This is a genomic window from Brachyspira innocens ATCC 29796 (genome assembly GCF_000384655.1).
GTDB classification, from domain to species: domain Bacteria; phylum Spirochaetota; class Brachyspiria; order Brachyspirales; family Brachyspiraceae; genus Brachyspira; species Brachyspira innocens.
Map to the genome: position 1 here is coordinate 1 of NZ_ARQI01000114.1, position 18,223 is coordinate 18,223.

An 18,223-nucleotide genomic window follows, 5' to 3' on the forward strand; every position below is an offset into this window, starting at 1 on the left:
ACACAACACACAACACACAACACACAACACACAACACACAACACACAACACACAACACACAACACACAACACACAACACACAACACACAACACACTATAAAAAGTTAATACCCATAGCAAAAATTTTTTACTTCTCTTGTTTTTGTATTATGTTAATCAGTGTCATTAAATACAATGCATATTCTCAGACAACAAATACTAATAATATAAAAAGATACGGACAATTATCAGCCTCTTTAGAAATGGTAGCATACGGAAGAATGAGCGATCTTATAGAACAGACTGGAAATGAGGATACATTGGGAGTACTCTTATACGGAGATTTAAACTACATAAAAGAATATAAATATGCTTATATAGAGGCTAATATGAATGTAAGATTTTATGAGCCATTATCTCATAAAGCAAGATTTTATAAGGATATGTCTCCTCCAGTATTTGATTTTTCAAAGATGAATATATTTGTAAATTTCAAATATGTAGGGATAAGAGTAGGAGTTTTAGAACCATATACAAAAAATATACCGATGACTTCATACTTCCCTACCCTATTTTATTATCATACAGTAAGCAGCAATAAAGCAACTGTACTTTCTGGACCAAGAGATATGCCTATAGGATATGATACTCAGTTTATACCAAGATACGATACTGGATTAATGGTAGAAGCCAATTTCTTTGGGGTATTTATAGGTGTAGGAATGGTTAATGGTGAAATGGGACTTGATGCTAATTCTTCTAAAGGACTTATGGCTAAGGTAGCATACAGCAATGACTATGTAAATACTGGAGTAGCTGGCATAGTTACAGAAATAGGTTCTCAGCCAATCAAAGAATGGGGAGACAGCATTAATGCATTTTTTTACTTTAGAAATGGAAGAGATGGAAGATTTACTGTAGGAATTGAGGGTTTTTGGTTCAGACATGGTATAAGAGTATATAATCAATATTTCCCCGGTGAAGATAATACAAATACTCCTCATTTTAATGACGGATATTATACTGATTTTTCTGTGCAGACATTTAACGGATCAAAACCATATTACGGAATGAGCGGATTTATATTCTTTGAAGCCAGAAGATTATGGAAATTTGATATAACAGCACATTTCGGTGTACATGATAATAATATATATTCAAATGCAGAAGATATTTATCAGCTTAAATACAGAGCTTTCTTAAGAATAACTTTTAATATAACTGATGATTTCAAAATTATGCTTTCTGATACTTTTACCTATGACCCAGTATACAAAAATAATTATCAATATTATGAATTAGAAAATAGAAACCAAGTTGGAGTTATATCATATAATGAAAAAAATGGACACTATACAGTAGATAATGATTTTTATTTAGGTTTAAGCTTTAAATTCGGCGGTGTATGGGGAAACAAATAATTACAATAAAAAATAATAATCATTGCTTAATATGATTTGTTTTAGATTTGTTTATAATAATCGCATGATATTATAAATAAATTTAAAATAATCATAAATTATAACTTTATTTTTTTATATATATAATTTATAATACTTGCTATGAAAAAAATAGATTTAAATAATATAAATAGAATAGTATTCAAATTCGGAACTAATGTTTTAAGAAATGATGAAGGATATATTTCTCTAGCCAGAATATATTCTTTCATAGAGGCTATAGCAAAATTTCATAGAATGGGCAAAGAAGTATTGATAGTTACTTCTGGAGCAGTAGGACTTGGGGCTAAAAAAATTAATGTGCAGGATTTAGACGAAGTAGCTTTAAAACAAGCCTGTGCTGCTATAGGACAGTCTCAGCTTATGTCTATATATGAAGACGGATTTTCAAAATTTGATATAGTTACAGCTCAAATACTTCTTACCGAAGAAGATTTTTCAAACAGAAGAAGATATCTTAATCTTCATTCTACTTTGAATATGCTTTTAAAATATAAAGTTGTACCTATAATAAATGAAAATGATACCGTATCAAGTGATGAGCTTAAACAATTATATGATGTTACTCAGGTAAGTTTTTCTGATAATGATAAACTCTCTGCTTTAGTAGCAAGCGAACTTGATGCTGATTTGCTTATAATACTTTCAGATATTAACGGTCTTTATGATGATAACCCTAAAACCAATCCAAATGCCAAATTTATACATGAAGTATTTGAAGTTACCAAAGAAATAGAAAATCTTGGTCTTGACGCTTCTAAAGGCGGAAGAGGAGGAATGAAAACAAAACTTCAGGCTGCTAAAATAGTTACTAGGTCTGGATGTGCTTTATTTATAGCAAATGGTAAAAAACCTAATGTACTTAATAACATATTTGAAAGCGAAGATAAAACTATATTCTACCCTGTAGAAGAAACTAATGAACTTCCTACAAAAAAAAGATGGATTGCTTATGCCACAACTATAATAGGAAAATTAAAAGTAAATGCAGGTGCTAAAAAGGCTGTACTTGAAAAAGAATCAAGCCTTCTTCCTATAGGTGTGACAAAGGTAATTAATAGTTTCAAAAAAGGCGATATAGTAAGCATTATAGACGAAGATGGAAATGAATTTGCAAGAGGAATAATTAATTACAGTTCTGATGATGTAGAAAAAATAATCGGTCATCATTCTGATGATATATTAAAAATATTAGGCTATAAAAATTATGATGCTGTTATTACCAGAGATCATATAGTAATATTATAAAGCATTTCTCAATTGTTCTGCTGCATCTTCTGGTGTAATAGAATTAATAAATACTCCGCTTCCTAATTCATAGCCTGCAAGTTTACTCATTTTAGGCATTATATCCAAAAACCAATGGCTGGAATACTTATATTTATCATTAAACACAGGTAAAAGAGTATGAAGTACATAATTAAAACTCACTTCGCCTAGAAGTTTATATAATCTGTCAAAGATATTTTTAAGTATAGAAGCAAAATCAAGTATATTCGGACTTGAAGCGTATATTATACTATTAGAGTGATGTTTAGGCATTATATATATTTGATAAGGAGACCTTGAAGCAAAAGGAGCAATGGCTATAAAATTATTATTTTCATATATTACCCTTTCATTAAGTTTCTTTTCTTCTGAAATAATATCGCAATATACGCATCTATTATTTTCATTATAATACTCAAAAGAACCGTTAATTTCATCTAACATTTGAACTGGTATAAAAGGAGTTGTTATAATCTGTGAGTGAGAATGTGAAAGACTAGCGCCCGCTTCAGGACCAAAATTTTTAAAATGAAGACTATACAGCATACCTTCATTTTTACCCAAGTCTCTAAGTCTCATCATAACTGCTTTGAAAATATAGAAAAAATCTTCAGTTTGGGCATGATAAAAATTAAAATAATGATTAGGGTGTTCTATGATAACATCATGGAAGCCCTTAGAACTGCTGGCACAAAAAAGGCTGTTTTCTTTAGGCAGTTCATTTTGATGTGTCTCAGATATTATAGGATATTTATTTGGTACTATTCTAACCTGCCAAATCTCTTCCTGTTCAGCATAAACTGTATAAACAGGGTCTGGAGTTTTCATCTCGTGACCTCTGCAAAAAGGACAGCTTAGTTCAGAATTGACTACATGCTTTTCATTCAAATTAACATAATCACTAGGCCTTCCTGTTCTTTCTGCTGAAATGATAACAGACTGCTTAGTTACAGGATCTTTGCGTATATGAGGCATAAATTATTTAACCTATAAGTCTTTTTATTTTGTCCTTAATCTCTGTAAGATTGCCTGATTTTAATATATAACCATCAGCATTCCAAACAGAAAACTCATGTCTATAATTATTATATGCTGTACATATTATTATAGGCAGCTCTCTATGCTTTTCTCTAACTTTAGCCAAAAAATCTAATCCGTCCATTTTAGGCATTCTTATATCTAAAGTTATTAAATCAATATGAGGAGTACCTTTATCAAGCATTTCTAAGGCTTCTTCTCCGCTGTCTGTAGATACTACATCATAGCCTTCATCTTTAAACTCTTCCTCAAACAGAGTTCTAATGCTTTTTTCATCGTCTAAAACTAATATTGTCTTTTTAGGCATATTTTTCTCCATATATCTTATATTGATATTATAATAATTGAATTAAAAAAGTCAAATAGAATTTTTCAATTTGATTATTATAATTTTATATATTATGACAAAAAAATCATACTATACATGTATATTATAACACAATTTTTACTTTTTTTCACTTTCTATAGATTTATTATAGCTTGCAATAATACTTTCTATAAGACCGCTTCTCATACATTTTTCTTCAAGGACTTCAACACCTTTAATAGTAAGTCCTCCTGGAGTACACACTCCGTCTTTTAACTGTGCAGGGTGTTTTCCAGATTCTAATACCATAGCACCAGTACCTTTAAAAACCTGAGCAGCCATTTCTATAGATGTTTTTCTGTCTATACCCATTAATACTCCTGCATCGCTCATAGCCTCTATTAATATATACATAAAAGCTGGTGAACAGCCTGCCATAGCATTATAGGCATGTATCTGCTCTTCTTTTATTACCTTAACCATTCCTACTCGTTTAAGCAGCTCTACAACACCATTTTCTACAACTTTATTTTCTGCTTCAACAACTGATATAAAACCATTGCATGTTTTTACTGGTGTATTAGGCATTATTCTTACAATTCTGCTTCCATTAAAAAGCCTTGATAAATCCCTCTTACTTACAGAAGCTGCAACACTTACAATAGTAGCACCAACTTTAATAGATGATGATATCTCAGCAGCCACTGCACTAACCATATAAGGTTTAACCGCTATAAATAAAACATCAGCCTCACTTGCCACTTTTCTATTATCTGTATAAACTTTTATTCCAAGATTTTTTTCAAGATAATCTTTTTTTTCCATTGTCTTTACGCTGGCTATGATATTAGTGTACTCTATTCCAGATTTTATAAAGCCTTCTATTAAAGCTCCTCCCATAGCACCAGCACCGATAAATCCTATTATCATATTTAATCTCCTTTTTAATATAATTTTATAGTATCTAATTTTATAAACTAATAAAAATTACAAATAGTAAATAATATTTTTGATATATTATTTTTAAAACTTAAGAAGGATCTATTACAAACATAGTCGCTATCATTTTAGCAAGCATATTATCTTCTTCATCTTTGATAACTGATTATACTATTATTAACTTTTTTCCAGCACTTAAAACTTCTCCAACAGCTATTACTTTTTTTGCAACAACAGGCTTTAAGTAATGTATTTTAAGTTCAGAAGTCACTATTTTATACCCTTCTTCAAGCATACTTGCAGCTGCATGTCCGCCTGCAGTATCAGCTAATGCCGCAACCATTCCTCCATGCATATATCCTAAATATTGAGAAAACTCTTTTTTATTTTCGCATGATATAATAACTTTTCCTCTCTCTATATGCTCAAGTTTCATTCCGACAAAAGATAAAAAATCCTGTGAATAAAATCTCTTTTCAACCTTTTTAAACATCTCTTCATTAGTCATATTATTATAAAAACTCCTCTTACTAAAAATTATTTCTATATATTACACCATATTACACTATAATAACAATTATAACGATTTTAAACAATCTTTTATATGATATTGTGAAAAAACTTTTTTGACAGATAAAATAATAGCTTTAACATAACATTATAACCATTTCAATTTTATGCAGTAATATTATTTTATACACTAAAATATTATAAATAACTTTTCAGTTTTTAAACATACAAATAAAAAAATCAGTATAAAAATAAAATCAAATAAATTATTAATAACATTCAATAGTCATATTTTATATAAAAAATAAAATATGTTGTAATAAATAACGCAAATATTATTTATTAAATTATAAATTTTCTATTTCTTTTATACTCAAGCCTGTGTTATCGCTTATAAACTTTATATCTAAACCAGATTTTTTTAAATTTTTAGCTATTGCTATTTTGTTTTTTTCAATACCTTTTTCAATACCTTTTTCAATACCTTCTTTAATACCCTCTTCTTTAGCCTTCTTTATATCTAACTCTATACTCTTATTAAAAAAGTAAGTATCCACTTCTCTCTTTTTATATTTATCCATTACTGGGCTATCATTGACAAATGTATGACACTTCTTTTCTACTTCTTCAAATATAGTATTTTCTTTCATCAAGACTGACATATCTTCCCCCTTAAAAAATTTTATCCAAGAAATAAATTCTTTATGTATATTGTCTATATTTTCTATTACAGAAATGTCTTTTGAATTGAATTTAGGAAGTTCAAGGAAATGCAATTGACAATGATCTGTGAGAATTTTATTATTATTTAACTCTTTTAATACATAACAGCTATGCACTTTATCTTCATCTGTAAGTATAAAATTTGTAATATTGATGCTTACAGTTGGTTTTAATTCATCATAAAAAGATCCTCTATTTAAACTAGAGCTATAATTATAAGCCCAATAGTATAAAGCTCTTTTTATAAAATCTTCATTTCCCCTAGACTGTATCTCTATTAAAACAGTTATCCCTGTTTCTGTTGTTGCTTTTATATCAACTATAGACTCTTTTTCATCGTAATTTTTTGCTATGTTAAATGGATTAAGTATTTCTATTTTCTTAAAAGTTTCAAAGTTTAAATCTTTAAATACGGCATTAATAAAGTTTAAAGCTATATGTTCATTACCGACATGCGAAAATAAATAGCGTATAAAATAGTCATTGATTCTATTTAAATTATCAACTGTAACAGGTTCATTTAATATATGTTTTAATCTATCTAAATCTTTCATAATTTTATTATACCTAAACAATTATATTTTGTCAAAAATGATTTTTTATTAAAAAATATTTACTCGGCTTTATTCTACAAAAAATACCACTTTTTACAACCATAGAAAGTCAGCTGGATATGACCAAAACAATACAAATCAGAACGTATTTTACAGCTATATATAAATATAATTTATAAAAAATTTAAAATATTATGTATATGATTTTAAAATTAAATAATTTTTAAGATAATCCCGTCAAGTAGTTTTAAAATAACTTTAATATTAATAATAAAAACAGTGCAAATATGAATAAACATATTTACACCGTATAAATCAAAGTTTATTAATAATTAACTTCAAATAAAAAATTTATATATATAATTAATAATAAACATAGCAAATAATATTATAGGAAGTATATAAGTTACATAAAATCTTGATATAACTGGAAACTTTATTCCGCTTCCAGAATCAACTTCTGTAATAAAATTATCCCAGCCCCAACCATATTTAGAAACGCAGAATATTATTATATATATCCCTCCAAGCTCAACCAAATTATAACTTACTATAAAGTCAAATAAATCTAGGAAACTTGTATTTGCTCCCATAGGCTGTATAAATGATAATACATTAAAGCCCAAAGCAGTAGGAAGAGAACATACAAATACAACTATACCAACTACTATAGAAGCAATATTACGAGGCATTTTAAACTCAGACATAGTAAAAGCTATTAGGTTTTCAAATACAGTTACAACAGTAGTTAAAGCAGCCATTGCCAAAAATATAAAAAATAAAGTACCCCATAATCTAGCAAGAGGCATAGAATTAAATATATTAGGCAAAGTAACAAACGCTAAACCCGCACCTTCACCAGGATTTACATTAAAGGCAAAACAAGCTGGAAATATTACAAGACCTGAAAGAAGTGCTATTAATGTATCTAATATAACTATTATTATAGATTCATTTGTTATAGATTTTTCTTTTCCTATATAGCTTCCAAATATTGTCATGCTGCCTATTCCAATACCTAAAGTAAAAAATGCCTGACCCATTGCCGCATATATTACCTCAAATAAATTTCCTACACCGCCTTGAAAAATTTTTGATAAATCTGGAAGAAGATAAAATTTTACTCCCTCTATGGCACCTTCCAAAGTTACAGACCTTATTATTAATATTATAACTATTACAAATAATGATGACATCATAAACTTTGATGATTTTTCTACACCTGCCTGAAGCCCCTTAAAACATATTAATGTACCTAAAAATACAGCTATAAATAAACTAATAACCATTATTTTAGGATTGGAAAGCATAGTACCAAAAAACTGTGCAACTCCGTCCGGACTTAAGCCTAATGTAGCACCCGTTGCCATATAATAAGCATATGTAATAGTCCAGCCTGTAACACTGGTGTAAAACATCATAAGTATAAGACAGCCAAGCATTTGAATATATCCTATTAAATGCCATTTAGAGCCTTCTTTCTCTAATACTTTATAAGAACCTGCAATATCTCTTCCGCCTGCACGTCCTATACTAAACTCCATTATAAGTATTGGCAAACCTATTACTGCTAAACATATAAGATAGATAAGAACAAAAGCAGCTCCGCCGTATTTACCTGTTATATAAGGGAATCGCCATATATTTCCAAGTCCTATAGCACATCCTGCCGACACAAGTAAAAAACCAAGCCTATTCGATAATTTTTCTCTTTTTTCATTATGCATATTATGAGCTCCAAAAAATTAGTATCTATATATTATACAATATTTAAATATTACTTCAAGTAGTAATATTTAAATATATGAAATTTTTTGTTACAAACATAAAATTATTTTTTTAAATTCATAAAAAAGGGATTACTAAAATAATATTAGCAATCCCAAACAAAATATAATATATAAATTAGTGTATAATTACCACACGAACACTATTTTCCTGCCATCTGCCCTGCCATTTGCTTCCGCTGACAACTATTGCTGTATCACCATGATTAGCTAAATTATGTTTAACTATAGTATCTTCAAGTATATCTATCTGTCCGCCATGACTAATTCCAGAACTGAAGTTTAAATCTTCAGGCATAAGTATAGTATAAACATTATGACATATAGCAAGACTATTACATAAATTAGTATCAGCCGACATAAATACTATAGGAGTTTTTGGTCTTTTTTTAGATAAGTTTTTTACAGTTCTTCCAGACCTAGAAAGAGCAATTATTACTTTATTGTTTAAACTGTATGATAAGTATGAAGCACTATCAGCTAATGCATCATTTACTCCTCTGTCTAATAAATTCATATTATCATGAGATGTTTTAGTCATAGATCTTTCAGCGGCCTCTACAATAGAAACCATAGCCTTAACTGATTCTATAGGATAATCTCCAGAAGCAGTTTCAGCAGACATCATAACAACATCGGTTCCGTCTAGTACAGCATTAGCAACATCGCTCGCCTCTGCCCTTGAAGGTGCTGGACTTTTTGTCATACTTTCAAGCATCTGAGTAGCTATTATAGTAATTTTACCCAAATCATTTGCCATTTTTAATATTTTTTTCTGCCAAACAGGAACCTCTCCGAATGGTATTTCTACTCCTAAATCACCTCTTGCTACCATAACGCCGTCAGAATGTTTTATTATCTCTTCCAAATTTTCTAGCGATTCTGTATTTTCTATTTTTGATACTATGCCAACATGCTGAAAATTATTATCATCTAAAATTTTTCTAAGCCTTATAACGTCCTCAGCACGCCTAACAAAACTCATTCCCAAATAATTTACCCCATTTTTAGCACAGAATAATGCATCATTAATATCTTTTTCTGTTAAAACTTCTGTAGTAACATGGGCACCCGGTAAATTAATACCTTTGCTGCTTAATATAGTACCTCCAGTTATAACTTTGCACACCACAAGTTTTGAAGCCTCATCGCTTGATTCTACAACTAGTTGTATAGTACCATCAGCTATTAAAAGCATAGATCCGCTTTTTACATCATGTGCTATATTAGAATGTGTTGTAGTAATAATACTGTCATCATTAGTTTCTTTATATCCGCTTAATTTTACAATATCTCCCTCTTTTACTGCTATAGGTTCTTTTAATTTTCCTATTCTTATTTTTGGTCCCTGCATATCCGCTAATATTGCTACAGGTTTGTTCAATTCTTTAGAAACTTTTCTTATTATATTGATTCTCTCTAAATGTTCTTCATAAGCCCCAAATGAAAAATTTAATCTGCATACATCTGCACCATTTTCTATAATTTTTTTTACCATATCTTCACTAGACCATCTTGGTCCTAAAGTAGCTATTATTTTAGTTTTTCTCATTCATATTTCCTTTACTTGTAATTTTTATTCCCATAAATCTTATATTATATAAATATAAAAAATTATACAGCAATGTTAAAAAAAAATCTTTAAGATTTATAAAAAATAATTATATAAAATGATTTTTTTACTTTAAAAATATGTATTATAATATATAATAAAACAATGCTTACAAAAAATATATCTATAATATTTTTTACTATTCTATTGGCATTGTCATTATATGCCTGCAAACCTAGAACTAAAACAATTATTCTTAATAATGTAGCAATAGATGTGCCTGAAGATTTTTCAGAAAATTTTTTAGGTGAAGTTGTAGATACTGATAATACGGTAGAATATTATAATTCATACGGAGTGCAGAGAACAACAGCAATATACACTGCAGCATATAAAAAATATAAAGCGGCATACACTGGTATAATCAATTTAGAAAAAGCTAGAAATGATATAGTAAACGGTTTGAAAAATAATAATGCTGTTCAGGAATTTCAGATAGTAAATGAAGGTGCTGCTGAAGGTTTTGATAATGCTTATGAAATTTTGCTAAGTTTCTATTACGGACCTAATAAAACTTACCACAAATCATTTTCAATGCTTCATGACAACGGCATACTTCAAATAATATGTATGTATAATGCCAACAGCAAAAAAGATGATAAAGAAATAAACAACATTATAAAATCTGTCAGAATAATAGAAAATAATACAAATGATTAATTAATATATTCTTTTAATATATTGGAAAGTTTAATTACTTTATCCAATTTTAAAGTTTCACCTCTTACATTTCCGTCAATATTTGATTTTTCAAGTATTTCATCTATATTATTTTTATCTATATTATCAATATATGGAGAATTAATAAAATTATTTCTTATAGTTTTTCTTCTGTTATGAAATAATGTTTTTGAAACTAACTTAAATACATTTATCATAGAAATATCAACCTCCTTTGGAGTAATACTTATAATAGACGATGTAACTTTTGGAATAGGATAAAAAACCTCTTTAGAAACATTATACTCAAATTTTACATCCGACATAAAATTAGCAAATAGTGTTAAAGCTGAATAATTTTCTGTATCTTCTTTAGCTATAAGTCTATTTGCAAAATCACTTTGAACCATAAATACTGCATAGTTCCATTTACCGTAAGATTTTTGTAATAACCATTCCATTATAGGGCTTGCTATATTATATGGTATATTACCATAAACATCATATTTCTTATCAGAATCGGATATATCAAAAGTTAATATGTCTTTATGAATTATATTAATATTATTAAATCTTTCTTTTAGATGATTGTACAAGGCATTATCATATTCTACTATAGTAAGATTTTCTTTATATATATCTATGAGCATACTGCTTAAAGCTCCAAGCCCTCCGCCTATTTCTAAAGAAAACTCGCCTCTCAAATAATTTTTTGGAACAACAGATGCTATATTATATGCAATATTTCTATCACATAAAAAATTCTGACCTCTATTTTTATTTGGAAATATAGACTTCTCTTTTAAATATTCTGTTATTTCTCTCTTTGAATATAAATTATATAACATCTCTCGGAATTCTAGCCATTTGGAATATTACAATCAGTATCAAAATAAATGCAGCAGCAACAATAATAATCACACTAAGAGCAATTTGAGAAAGCATTACAAGAAGCATAGATATATATCCAACTATTACCCTATATACCAACCCAAGCAATATAGTACCAACTACTCCAGTAACTCTATTATATATATGAAAAGTACCTGAAGGAGACATAGAAAGCCTATATCTAAATGAATAATATGCTATTATAAGAAATAATAATAAATATGTAATAGGTTCTATATTTTTAGTTATTAATTCAAGATTAATTTCTTTATCTGAATATCCAAATCTTTTAATTTCCTTCCTTAAAGTAAATAAATCCGATAAATTAATATACTTTAATTCCAAAGAAGTATAATTTTTAATAATATCTAAAGTACTGTAAGATATTGAAATAGGAATAACTAAACTATTAGTATCACTGTAAATATAATCATTTCTATTTGTATCAAAACGTGCTTTTAATATAATATTTTTATTATTATTTGTAGCTTTAAATGCTTCAGCTATTTTTCCGTATAAATAATTATTACAGCTCACAATTTTTAATTCATCATCAAATTTTATAATAGAAACATCAAATATATAAAAACTATTTTTAAACACAGCACTGCTTGAAGATGAAAGCAATGTGTTTTTATCAAGCATTAAATTTATTCCATTATGGTTTAATGCAGATGTATACTGCAGTATGTCTGGATTATTGATATAAGCATTTCTTACCTCTTTGGCTTCCCTAATAAAGAAATCATATCTGCTTATAGAATCCCTGATAATAGAATAATAATTATCAACTTCCGCTATATTAGGAGCTTCCATATACAATTTAGAAATTCCATAATAAGCATCCCATAATCTTCCATTTTCATAAAGGGTAATAACATCTGATAATCTTCCATATACAGATGCCTCTTCTGTTGTAGTAATTGCATACTTAGGCTTTTGATTATTTGCAATGCTGATTTTATTTATATAATATAAGGCTAAAGGATTATATTTATCCAAAGCAATAACCTGATTAAAATATTTAGAAGGTTCATAATAATTTGAATAGCTAAACTCTCTAGTACCAAGTCTTATTAAATTATTAATATTGCTTATTTCTAATTGATGAAGTCTTTCATGCTCTTTTCTTTTTTCTTCCTGTATGCTTTTTATTAGAAGGAGTACATTACCGTCATTTCTATCATAAAATAATGCCTCTTCAGCAAAATAAGCAGCAGAATCTAAATTACCGCTGACAAGTTCATTTTTAGCTTTTTCATATGCTTCATTTTTTAGTTTTAGTCCGTATTCATAATATGCCATCGCATCCCTAGAAGCATTATGCTCTTTTACAATAGAAATAAAGGAATCTACAAAAGAATAATCATATAGGGTATAAAATATGACTAAAATTATAATGACGGTTATAGGAGCTGCTATAACTTTTGATATATTTTCCTGATATAGATACCTAGCTTTAAAGAAAGCAAAATATACAGATAAAGATATTATATACGGCATGTAAGTTTTATAGAATATTAAACTTATTAATATATATGTAAATAAAGAATAATCTCTGCCTTCGCCTCTGGAATATAAAACATATATTATTAATATAACAGCTATACCTATAATACTCATTATTAAAAAATTTAATATAAGTCTAGTAGTAATGCTATGTTCTTTTCTCATGAGTCTATATTTTCTTCAATAACTTCTACTTCCTCTTCTATTATCTCTGCTGGTTTCAATTTAGGTTTTTTATCATAAATATCCTGCATAACCTTTTGAGCTAAAATTCTAGGAGGTAAAACTGTAAAATTATTTATAACTATATCAAAATATGTTAAAGCCTCTTCATACTTTTTCTGATAATAGTAGCAGAAACCTATTTCATAATAAGCCCAAGCCACATCTTTACTATAGTTTTCTCTATCAAAATTATCTATTATATACTGATAATAAGCTATAGCAGTCTTGTAGTTTTTATTACCAAATTCAGTATATGCCTTCTCAGCTATTATTTTAGGATATCTCTCTTCTTCAACAGATATCTTAACCGCCGAGGCACATGAAGCTAATAAAAAAACAAGTATAACTAAAAAAACAAAACTTTTTTTCACTAAGAAATCCATTATTTTTTTATAGTATATACCTCATCACGAACAGGCAGACTTTTGCGTAAAGCCTTTAGGAAACTTCTTAAATCACCCATTTCCTTATAGTCATCACACTTTTCAACCGTTCTTCTTGCAACTGTAAAATACTTGTACATTTTTTCTTCGCCAAGTTTTTTACGCCATTGTTCCTGTGTACATTTTACTCTTAGCAAATATTGGTTGCCGTCTACTCCGCTTGACTTTCTAAACAATACGCAATATCGGCAGTTAGCACAATATATGCCTGTTTCTGACACTTGTTCATTTTGTTCTTCGCTCATAAATACTTACCATAAATATATTTGTTTTAATTATTTTATAATAAAAGTATAACAAACTTTAAGATTTAAGTCAAGATTACTAATTTGTTAAAAAATTTCACAAATATTTAAGTATGATAATCATTACATAATTTTTTAATTTATTATTTTAGTATATTTAAAAAAATAATATTTAAAATTAATTTTTTTACGAAAATTGCTAATATGACATATATAAAAACAGCATTAATAATTATTATACTATATACAGCTGCTTTATACTCTCAGGAAAGCACCGCTATTAACTTTCAGGATTTATATACACAAATGAAAGATAAATATTCTTCTGTGTATCCAAAACATTTTGAAGCATATATAAGCGGAAAAATAGTACAAAGACAAATTGATACTATTCCTGCAAAAAGTTATACAAAAACTAAAGATGATATAAAATTAAAATTTTCTTTTACTCAGGGAGGCACACCTTCTATAGTACTAGAAAATGTTGATAGTTTTTATAGAAATATGTTTTCTGTATTTGAAGGTGCTTTAGAAACTATAGGATTTTATACTTTAGTTGGCAGTTCATCAAGCTATGATTCCTTATCAAAAAAATTCACTTTTGAATCTTTAGAAGAAAGTAAAAATAAATATGAAATAACTTTAAGAGCAAAAGGAGAAAATCAAAATTATAGTGTGGTATATACTGTTGATAAAGAAATTTTATTAATAGAAAAAGCGGAGTATTATAATAAAAAATCTAAAATATACGATGTAAGTATCAGTTATGAAAATATAGAAAATTATACTCTGCCTAAAATTATCAAATATAAAAGTTCTGACGGAAAGGTAAACTCTGAAATAGAATTTACTGATATAAAATTTTAAATTACGGATAACAAATTATGAAAAAAATATTAATAATCATAGCTTCTTTGACATTAACTTTTAATCTATATGCAATTGATGTGCAAAGTTTATTTAATCTTTCAAGCAATGGAGAAATTGTATACTATAAAAGTGAAAATATAAATAATGCCGATTATACTCAGGCTGAAAAATTAAAATCTGATTTAGAAAAAAAAGGATACAATGTGAACTCTATAGTTATTGCTGATGTTCTCCCTATAGAAGGAAATGAATTTATAGCTTTAGTATCATCTACTCAGGGAAATAAAATTTGCATATATAATAATGATAAAGAAGAGTTTTCATACAGCACAGACAGATTTGGAAAAAACTCTGCTGTAGATTTAGAAAATTTCTATGACAGAAAAGATGAAATAGGAATTATAAAATATTATATTATCAATGACAATGGACAAGACAAAGATATATACATGTATATGTTTAGAATAGACGGAGCAAGTATAAAGTTTATAGCTGATATAGAATTTTATAGAGAAATTAATTCTATGAAAAGTTCTGTAATAACTCAAATGGACAATATATTTGAAGATATTGACGGAGATGGGATATATGAAATGCTTGTTGAGTCAAGAGAAAAAATAAGCGGAAGAAATGACAGAGTAGAATATCAGATATATAAATTAAGCAAGAGCAAAGGAAGATATGAATGCATCATGTCATCTTGGCTTGAAGATACACCTGTTGACTTATCAAGATATTTCCAAAAGAGCATAAGAAAATAATTTATATATATATTTTTATATATAAAAAACATACAAATATTCTTTATATTTTATCTTTATTAGCAGAATTTTTAAATATTGATATTGTATAAAGCACAGCAGCAATTATTATAATAATAAGTGTAACTGCCCTATTTACATTAATTTCTTCCTTGTATACAAAAATTGCAAGCAAAGTAGCAATTAAAGGAAGTAAAAATTGTAAAAATCCAAGAGTAGAAACATCAAGACCTTTAGCCGCTTTAGCATACAAATAAAGAGGTATACCAGTAGCAATACCCGCAAACATCAAAGTTACCCAAGAAGAAACAGACTGAGGCGAAGAAGGAAAATATATTTTGCTTAAAATTATTGAAGGAATAAGTATAGCAGCCGTCTCCAAAAATAAACTCTCCCAGCCTGAATATACTGTCATTTTTTTGAATATACCATATATAGAAAAAGTAAGTCCTATAAAAAATGCCATTATAGGAGGCTTTCCTAATGTAATAGTTTGATAAATCATACCTATAAACATCAAAATTATAGCGGCATATTCTAATGCTGTTTTTTTCTCTTTAAAAAATATTATTCCAGTAAGTATACTTAAAATCGGTGCTATATAATATGCAAGTCCAGCTTCAAGAACATGACCAGAGTTCACAGTATAAATATATAAATACCAATTTACACCTAAAAAAATACCTGCTATTATTATGGATACCAAAGGTTTTACACCTCTGTAAAGATTGGCTCTTTTATAAATAATTATTATCAAAGTAAATATGAAAGTAGTTATAACACGAATACCCAAAACAAATGCCGAATCAAAATTCTGAACTGCTTTCCAATATACTGGAAGAAGTCCCCAAATTATATAAGCTGACGCTGCAAGAAGTATCGATTTATTTTTAGACATACGATGTATCCCATATATTTTTTTGCATATATAATAAGACTTAAAAAATTTTTTTCAATACTGCATTTAAGTTTTTTGATTAATTTATAAAAATTAATAAATTTATAATAGACTTGTTTCAAAACTAAATTTATTAATATTTATAAATTTTTATTTAATATTTTTTAATTATAGTTGGGGGCTTCACAGTCGTGCCAAACCCCAGTTCTTTTATGATGTCTGTCCGCCTGTGACGTGGTATAAAAGAACCATACGCTGTACGCCTGTGGCGAAAGAACTGCATTTTGTAGTTTAAACATAGAATTTATACAACATATAAAACATTTAATTAAATCATAATTAATATTATTTAATTTAGCATAAAATAAGAAACTTATAAAATTGTTTGTCAAGTACTTTTAAAACAAGTCTAACAAATGAATGTCTATCTTACAGCACCATATTTAATTAAAATCTCTGCCATTTTATAATTTTTATTTTCTTCTGCCATAGTTAAAGCGGTTTTATTATAATTATTTCTTTTATTTACATCAGCCCCATTTTCTATTAATATTTCAACTAAATTTCTATAATCAAGTATAGCAGCATACATCAAAGCACTATAACCATGAATATCCTGAATATTAATATCCGCTTTGAAACTAATAAAAAGATTAATCATATTAACATCAGCACTATTTAAAACATTGTACATCAAAGCAGTTTTGCCGTCTAAGTTCTGAGCATTAATATCAGCACCAGACTCCGCTAATAATGTTATAATGTTAGTACTGCTATTTGCTGCATACATTAAAGCTGTAGATTTATAATTATCTGTTATATTAATATCCGCATTATACAGTATAAGCATTTGTATAATATCAAAATCTCCAGACTGACAAGCATATATTAAAGCAGTTTTACCGCTGTCATTTTTAATATCAGTATCAGCATTATTTTTTAATAATAATTCCAGTATATAGATATTTTTATTAAATACAGCATGCATTAAAGGAGTAACACCATATTTATCTCTCACATTAACATCAACGTCTTTTCTGTTAAGTATATTTCTAACCGAAACAGTATCTGAAGTTTCAGCCGCCATTAGTAAATCATTTTCATTTTGAGTAAATGAAAAAATATTAAGGCATATACAAATAAATAAAGCCGTTACAATTAATAAGCACTTCATAATTATATTATTTCATTAATAGACTTGTTTCAAAACTAAATTTCTTAATATTTATAGTTTTTTAATTTAATATTTTTTTAATTATAGTTGGGGCTTTGCCCACCGCTCTGCGTGCTTACGCAAAACCCCACTTCTTTTGGTGACCCAAAGAAGCAAAAGGACTGAATGTTTATATAATAAAACAATAGTTTATACAACATGTAAAACATCATATTTCTAATTTTAAAATTAGATAATTTTATGCTGAATCTTATCAAGTACTTCTGAAACAAGTCTAATAAAATTTATATATAACAATTTTATTATTAAATAAAAATATATCAAGGAGTAAATAATATTTAAAACTAAATAAAAATAAAAAAGGCTTAA

18 protein-coding genes are annotated in these 18,223 nt (G+C 27.7%); 5 read left to right on the forward strand and 13 right to left on the reverse strand.

The genetic code is table 11. From position 1 onward, the window contains the following. The first annotated feature begins 149 nt into the window (after nucleotides 1-149). Nucleotides 150-1,400 carry a hypothetical protein gene (locus tag F811_RS0108470; protein WP_020004818.1) on the forward strand — a complete coding sequence of 417 codons (1,251 nt, stop codon included), beginning with the start codon at nucleotides 150-152 and terminating at the stop codon, nucleotides 1,398-1,400. A gap of 141 nt (nucleotides 1,401-1,541) precedes the next feature. After that, nucleotides 1,542-2,687, forward strand: a complete 1,146-nt coding sequence (gene proB / locus F811_RS0108475; protein WP_020004819.1) for a glutamate 5-kinase — start codon at nucleotides 1,542-1,544, stop codon at nucleotides 2,685-2,687. Here proB and F811_RS0108480 read toward each other — a convergent pair. The 7 genes from F811_RS0108480 to pyk form a co-directional block, all read right to left on the reverse strand. After that, nucleotides 2,682-3,683, reverse strand: coding sequence for a galactose-1-phosphate uridylyltransferase (locus F811_RS0108480; RefSeq protein ID WP_020004820.1), 1,002 nt, complete (start codon nucleotides 3,681-3,683; stop codon nucleotides 2,682-2,684). The genes proB and F811_RS0108480 overlap by 6 nt on opposite strands. Before the next feature lie 7 nt (nucleotides 3,684-3,690). Further along, entirely contained in the window at nucleotides 3,691-4,053 is a 363-nt protein-coding gene (locus F811_RS0108485) for a response regulator (protein ID WP_020004821.1), read from the reverse strand. Nucleotides 4,054-4,191: 138 nt separating this feature from the next. After that, nucleotides 4,192-4,983, reverse strand: coding sequence for a pyrroline-5-carboxylate reductase (gene proC / locus F811_RS0108490; RefSeq protein ID WP_020004822.1), 792 nt, complete (start codon nucleotides 4,981-4,983; stop codon nucleotides 4,192-4,194). 175 nt (nucleotides 4,984-5,158) lie between these two features. Further along, nucleotides 5,159-5,500, reverse strand: a complete 342-nt coding sequence (locus tag F811_RS16050) for a PaaI family thioesterase (RefSeq protein WP_020004823.1) — start codon at nucleotides 5,498-5,500, stop codon at nucleotides 5,159-5,161. Nucleotides 5,501-5,849: 349 nt separating this feature from the next. After that, nucleotides 5,850-6,779 (reverse strand): Rpn family recombination-promoting nuclease/putative transposase, encoded by a 930-nt coding sequence (locus F811_RS0108500; RefSeq protein ID WP_020004824.1) that lies wholly within the window; start codon nucleotides 6,777-6,779, stop codon nucleotides 5,850-5,852. Between the two features lie 338 nt (nucleotides 6,780-7,117). Then, nucleotides 7,118-8,506: a sodium-dependent transporter gene (locus F811_RS0108505; protein ID WP_020004825.1), complete on the reverse strand. Its 1,389-nt coding sequence runs from the start codon at nucleotides 8,504-8,506 to the stop codon at nucleotides 7,118-7,120. 178 nt (nucleotides 8,507-8,684) lie between these two features. Next, nucleotides 8,685-10,118 (reverse strand): pyruvate kinase, encoded by a 1,434-nt coding sequence (pyk, locus tag F811_RS0108510; protein ID WP_020004826.1) that lies wholly within the window; start codon nucleotides 10,116-10,118, stop codon nucleotides 8,685-8,687. A 165-nt stretch (nucleotides 10,119-10,283) separates the two neighbouring features. Here pyk and F811_RS0108515 point away from each other — a divergent pair, with 165 nt between their 5' ends. Then, nucleotides 10,284-10,838, forward strand: coding sequence for a hypothetical protein (locus F811_RS0108515; RefSeq protein ID WP_020004827.1), 555 nt, complete (start codon nucleotides 10,284-10,286; stop codon nucleotides 10,836-10,838). Here F811_RS0108515 and rsmA read toward each other — a convergent pair. Genes rsmA through F811_RS0108535 form a run of 4 tightly spaced genes read right to left on the reverse strand, consistent with a single transcriptional unit; the run spans nucleotide 10,835 to nucleotide 14,151 of the window. Continuing rightward, nucleotides 10,835-11,686, reverse strand: a complete 852-nt coding sequence (gene rsmA, locus F811_RS0108520) for a 16S rRNA (adenine(1518)-N(6)/adenine(1519)-N(6))-dimethyltransferase RsmA (RefSeq protein ID WP_020004828.1) — start codon at nucleotides 11,684-11,686, stop codon at nucleotides 10,835-10,837. The two genes, F811_RS0108515 and rsmA, sit on opposite strands and share 4 nt — an antisense overlap. Continuing rightward, complete coding sequence (locus F811_RS0108525; protein ID WP_020004829.1) at nucleotides 11,676-13,403, reverse strand: tetratricopeptide repeat protein; 1,728 nt, start codon at nucleotides 13,401-13,403, stop codon at nucleotides 11,676-11,678. Before F811_RS0108525 ends, rsmA begins: the two co-directional genes overlap by 11 nt. Then, the gene (locus tag F811_RS0108530; RefSeq protein ID WP_026364390.1) at nucleotides 13,400-13,834 is read right to left on the reverse strand and encodes a tetratricopeptide repeat protein; all 435 of its coding nucleotides are present in this window, start codon (nucleotides 13,832-13,834) and stop codon (nucleotides 13,400-13,402) included. The genes F811_RS0108525 and F811_RS0108530 overlap by 4 nt, the downstream gene beginning before the upstream one ends. Before the next feature lie 11 nt (nucleotides 13,835-13,845). Further along, nucleotides 13,846-14,151 carry a hypothetical protein gene (locus F811_RS0108535; protein WP_020004831.1) on the reverse strand — a complete coding sequence of 102 codons (306 nt, stop codon included), beginning with the start codon at nucleotides 14,149-14,151 and terminating at the stop codon, nucleotides 13,846-13,848. 204 nt (nucleotides 14,152-14,355) lie between these two features. Here F811_RS0108535 and F811_RS0108540 point away from each other — a divergent pair, with 204 nt between their 5' ends. Both F811_RS0108540 and F811_RS0108545 read left to right on the forward strand, forming a co-directional pair. Continuing rightward, nucleotides 14,356-15,018, forward strand: a complete 663-nt coding sequence (locus F811_RS0108540) for a hypothetical protein (RefSeq protein ID WP_020004832.1) — start codon at nucleotides 14,356-14,358, stop codon at nucleotides 15,016-15,018. A 17-nt stretch (nucleotides 15,019-15,035) separates the two neighbouring features. Beyond that, the gene (locus F811_RS0108545; protein ID WP_020004833.1) at nucleotides 15,036-15,782 is read left to right on the forward strand and encodes a hypothetical protein; all 747 of its coding nucleotides are present in this window, start codon (nucleotides 15,036-15,038) and stop codon (nucleotides 15,780-15,782) included. 43 nt (nucleotides 15,783-15,825) lie between these two features. Here the strand turns inward: F811_RS0108545 and rarD are convergent, their stop codons facing one another. Further along, nucleotides 15,826-16,680 carry an EamA family transporter RarD gene (rarD, locus tag F811_RS0108550; protein ID WP_020004834.1) on the reverse strand — a complete coding sequence of 285 codons (855 nt, stop codon included), beginning with the start codon at nucleotides 16,678-16,680 and terminating at the stop codon, nucleotides 15,826-15,828. A 424-nt stretch (nucleotides 16,681-17,104) separates the two neighbouring features. Next, nucleotides 17,105-17,854 carry an ankyrin repeat domain-containing protein gene (locus tag F811_RS0108555; RefSeq protein WP_026364392.1) on the reverse strand — a complete coding sequence of 250 codons (750 nt, stop codon included), beginning with the start codon at nucleotides 17,852-17,854 and terminating at the stop codon, nucleotides 17,105-17,107. Nucleotides 17,855-18,223: the final 369 nt, after the last annotated feature.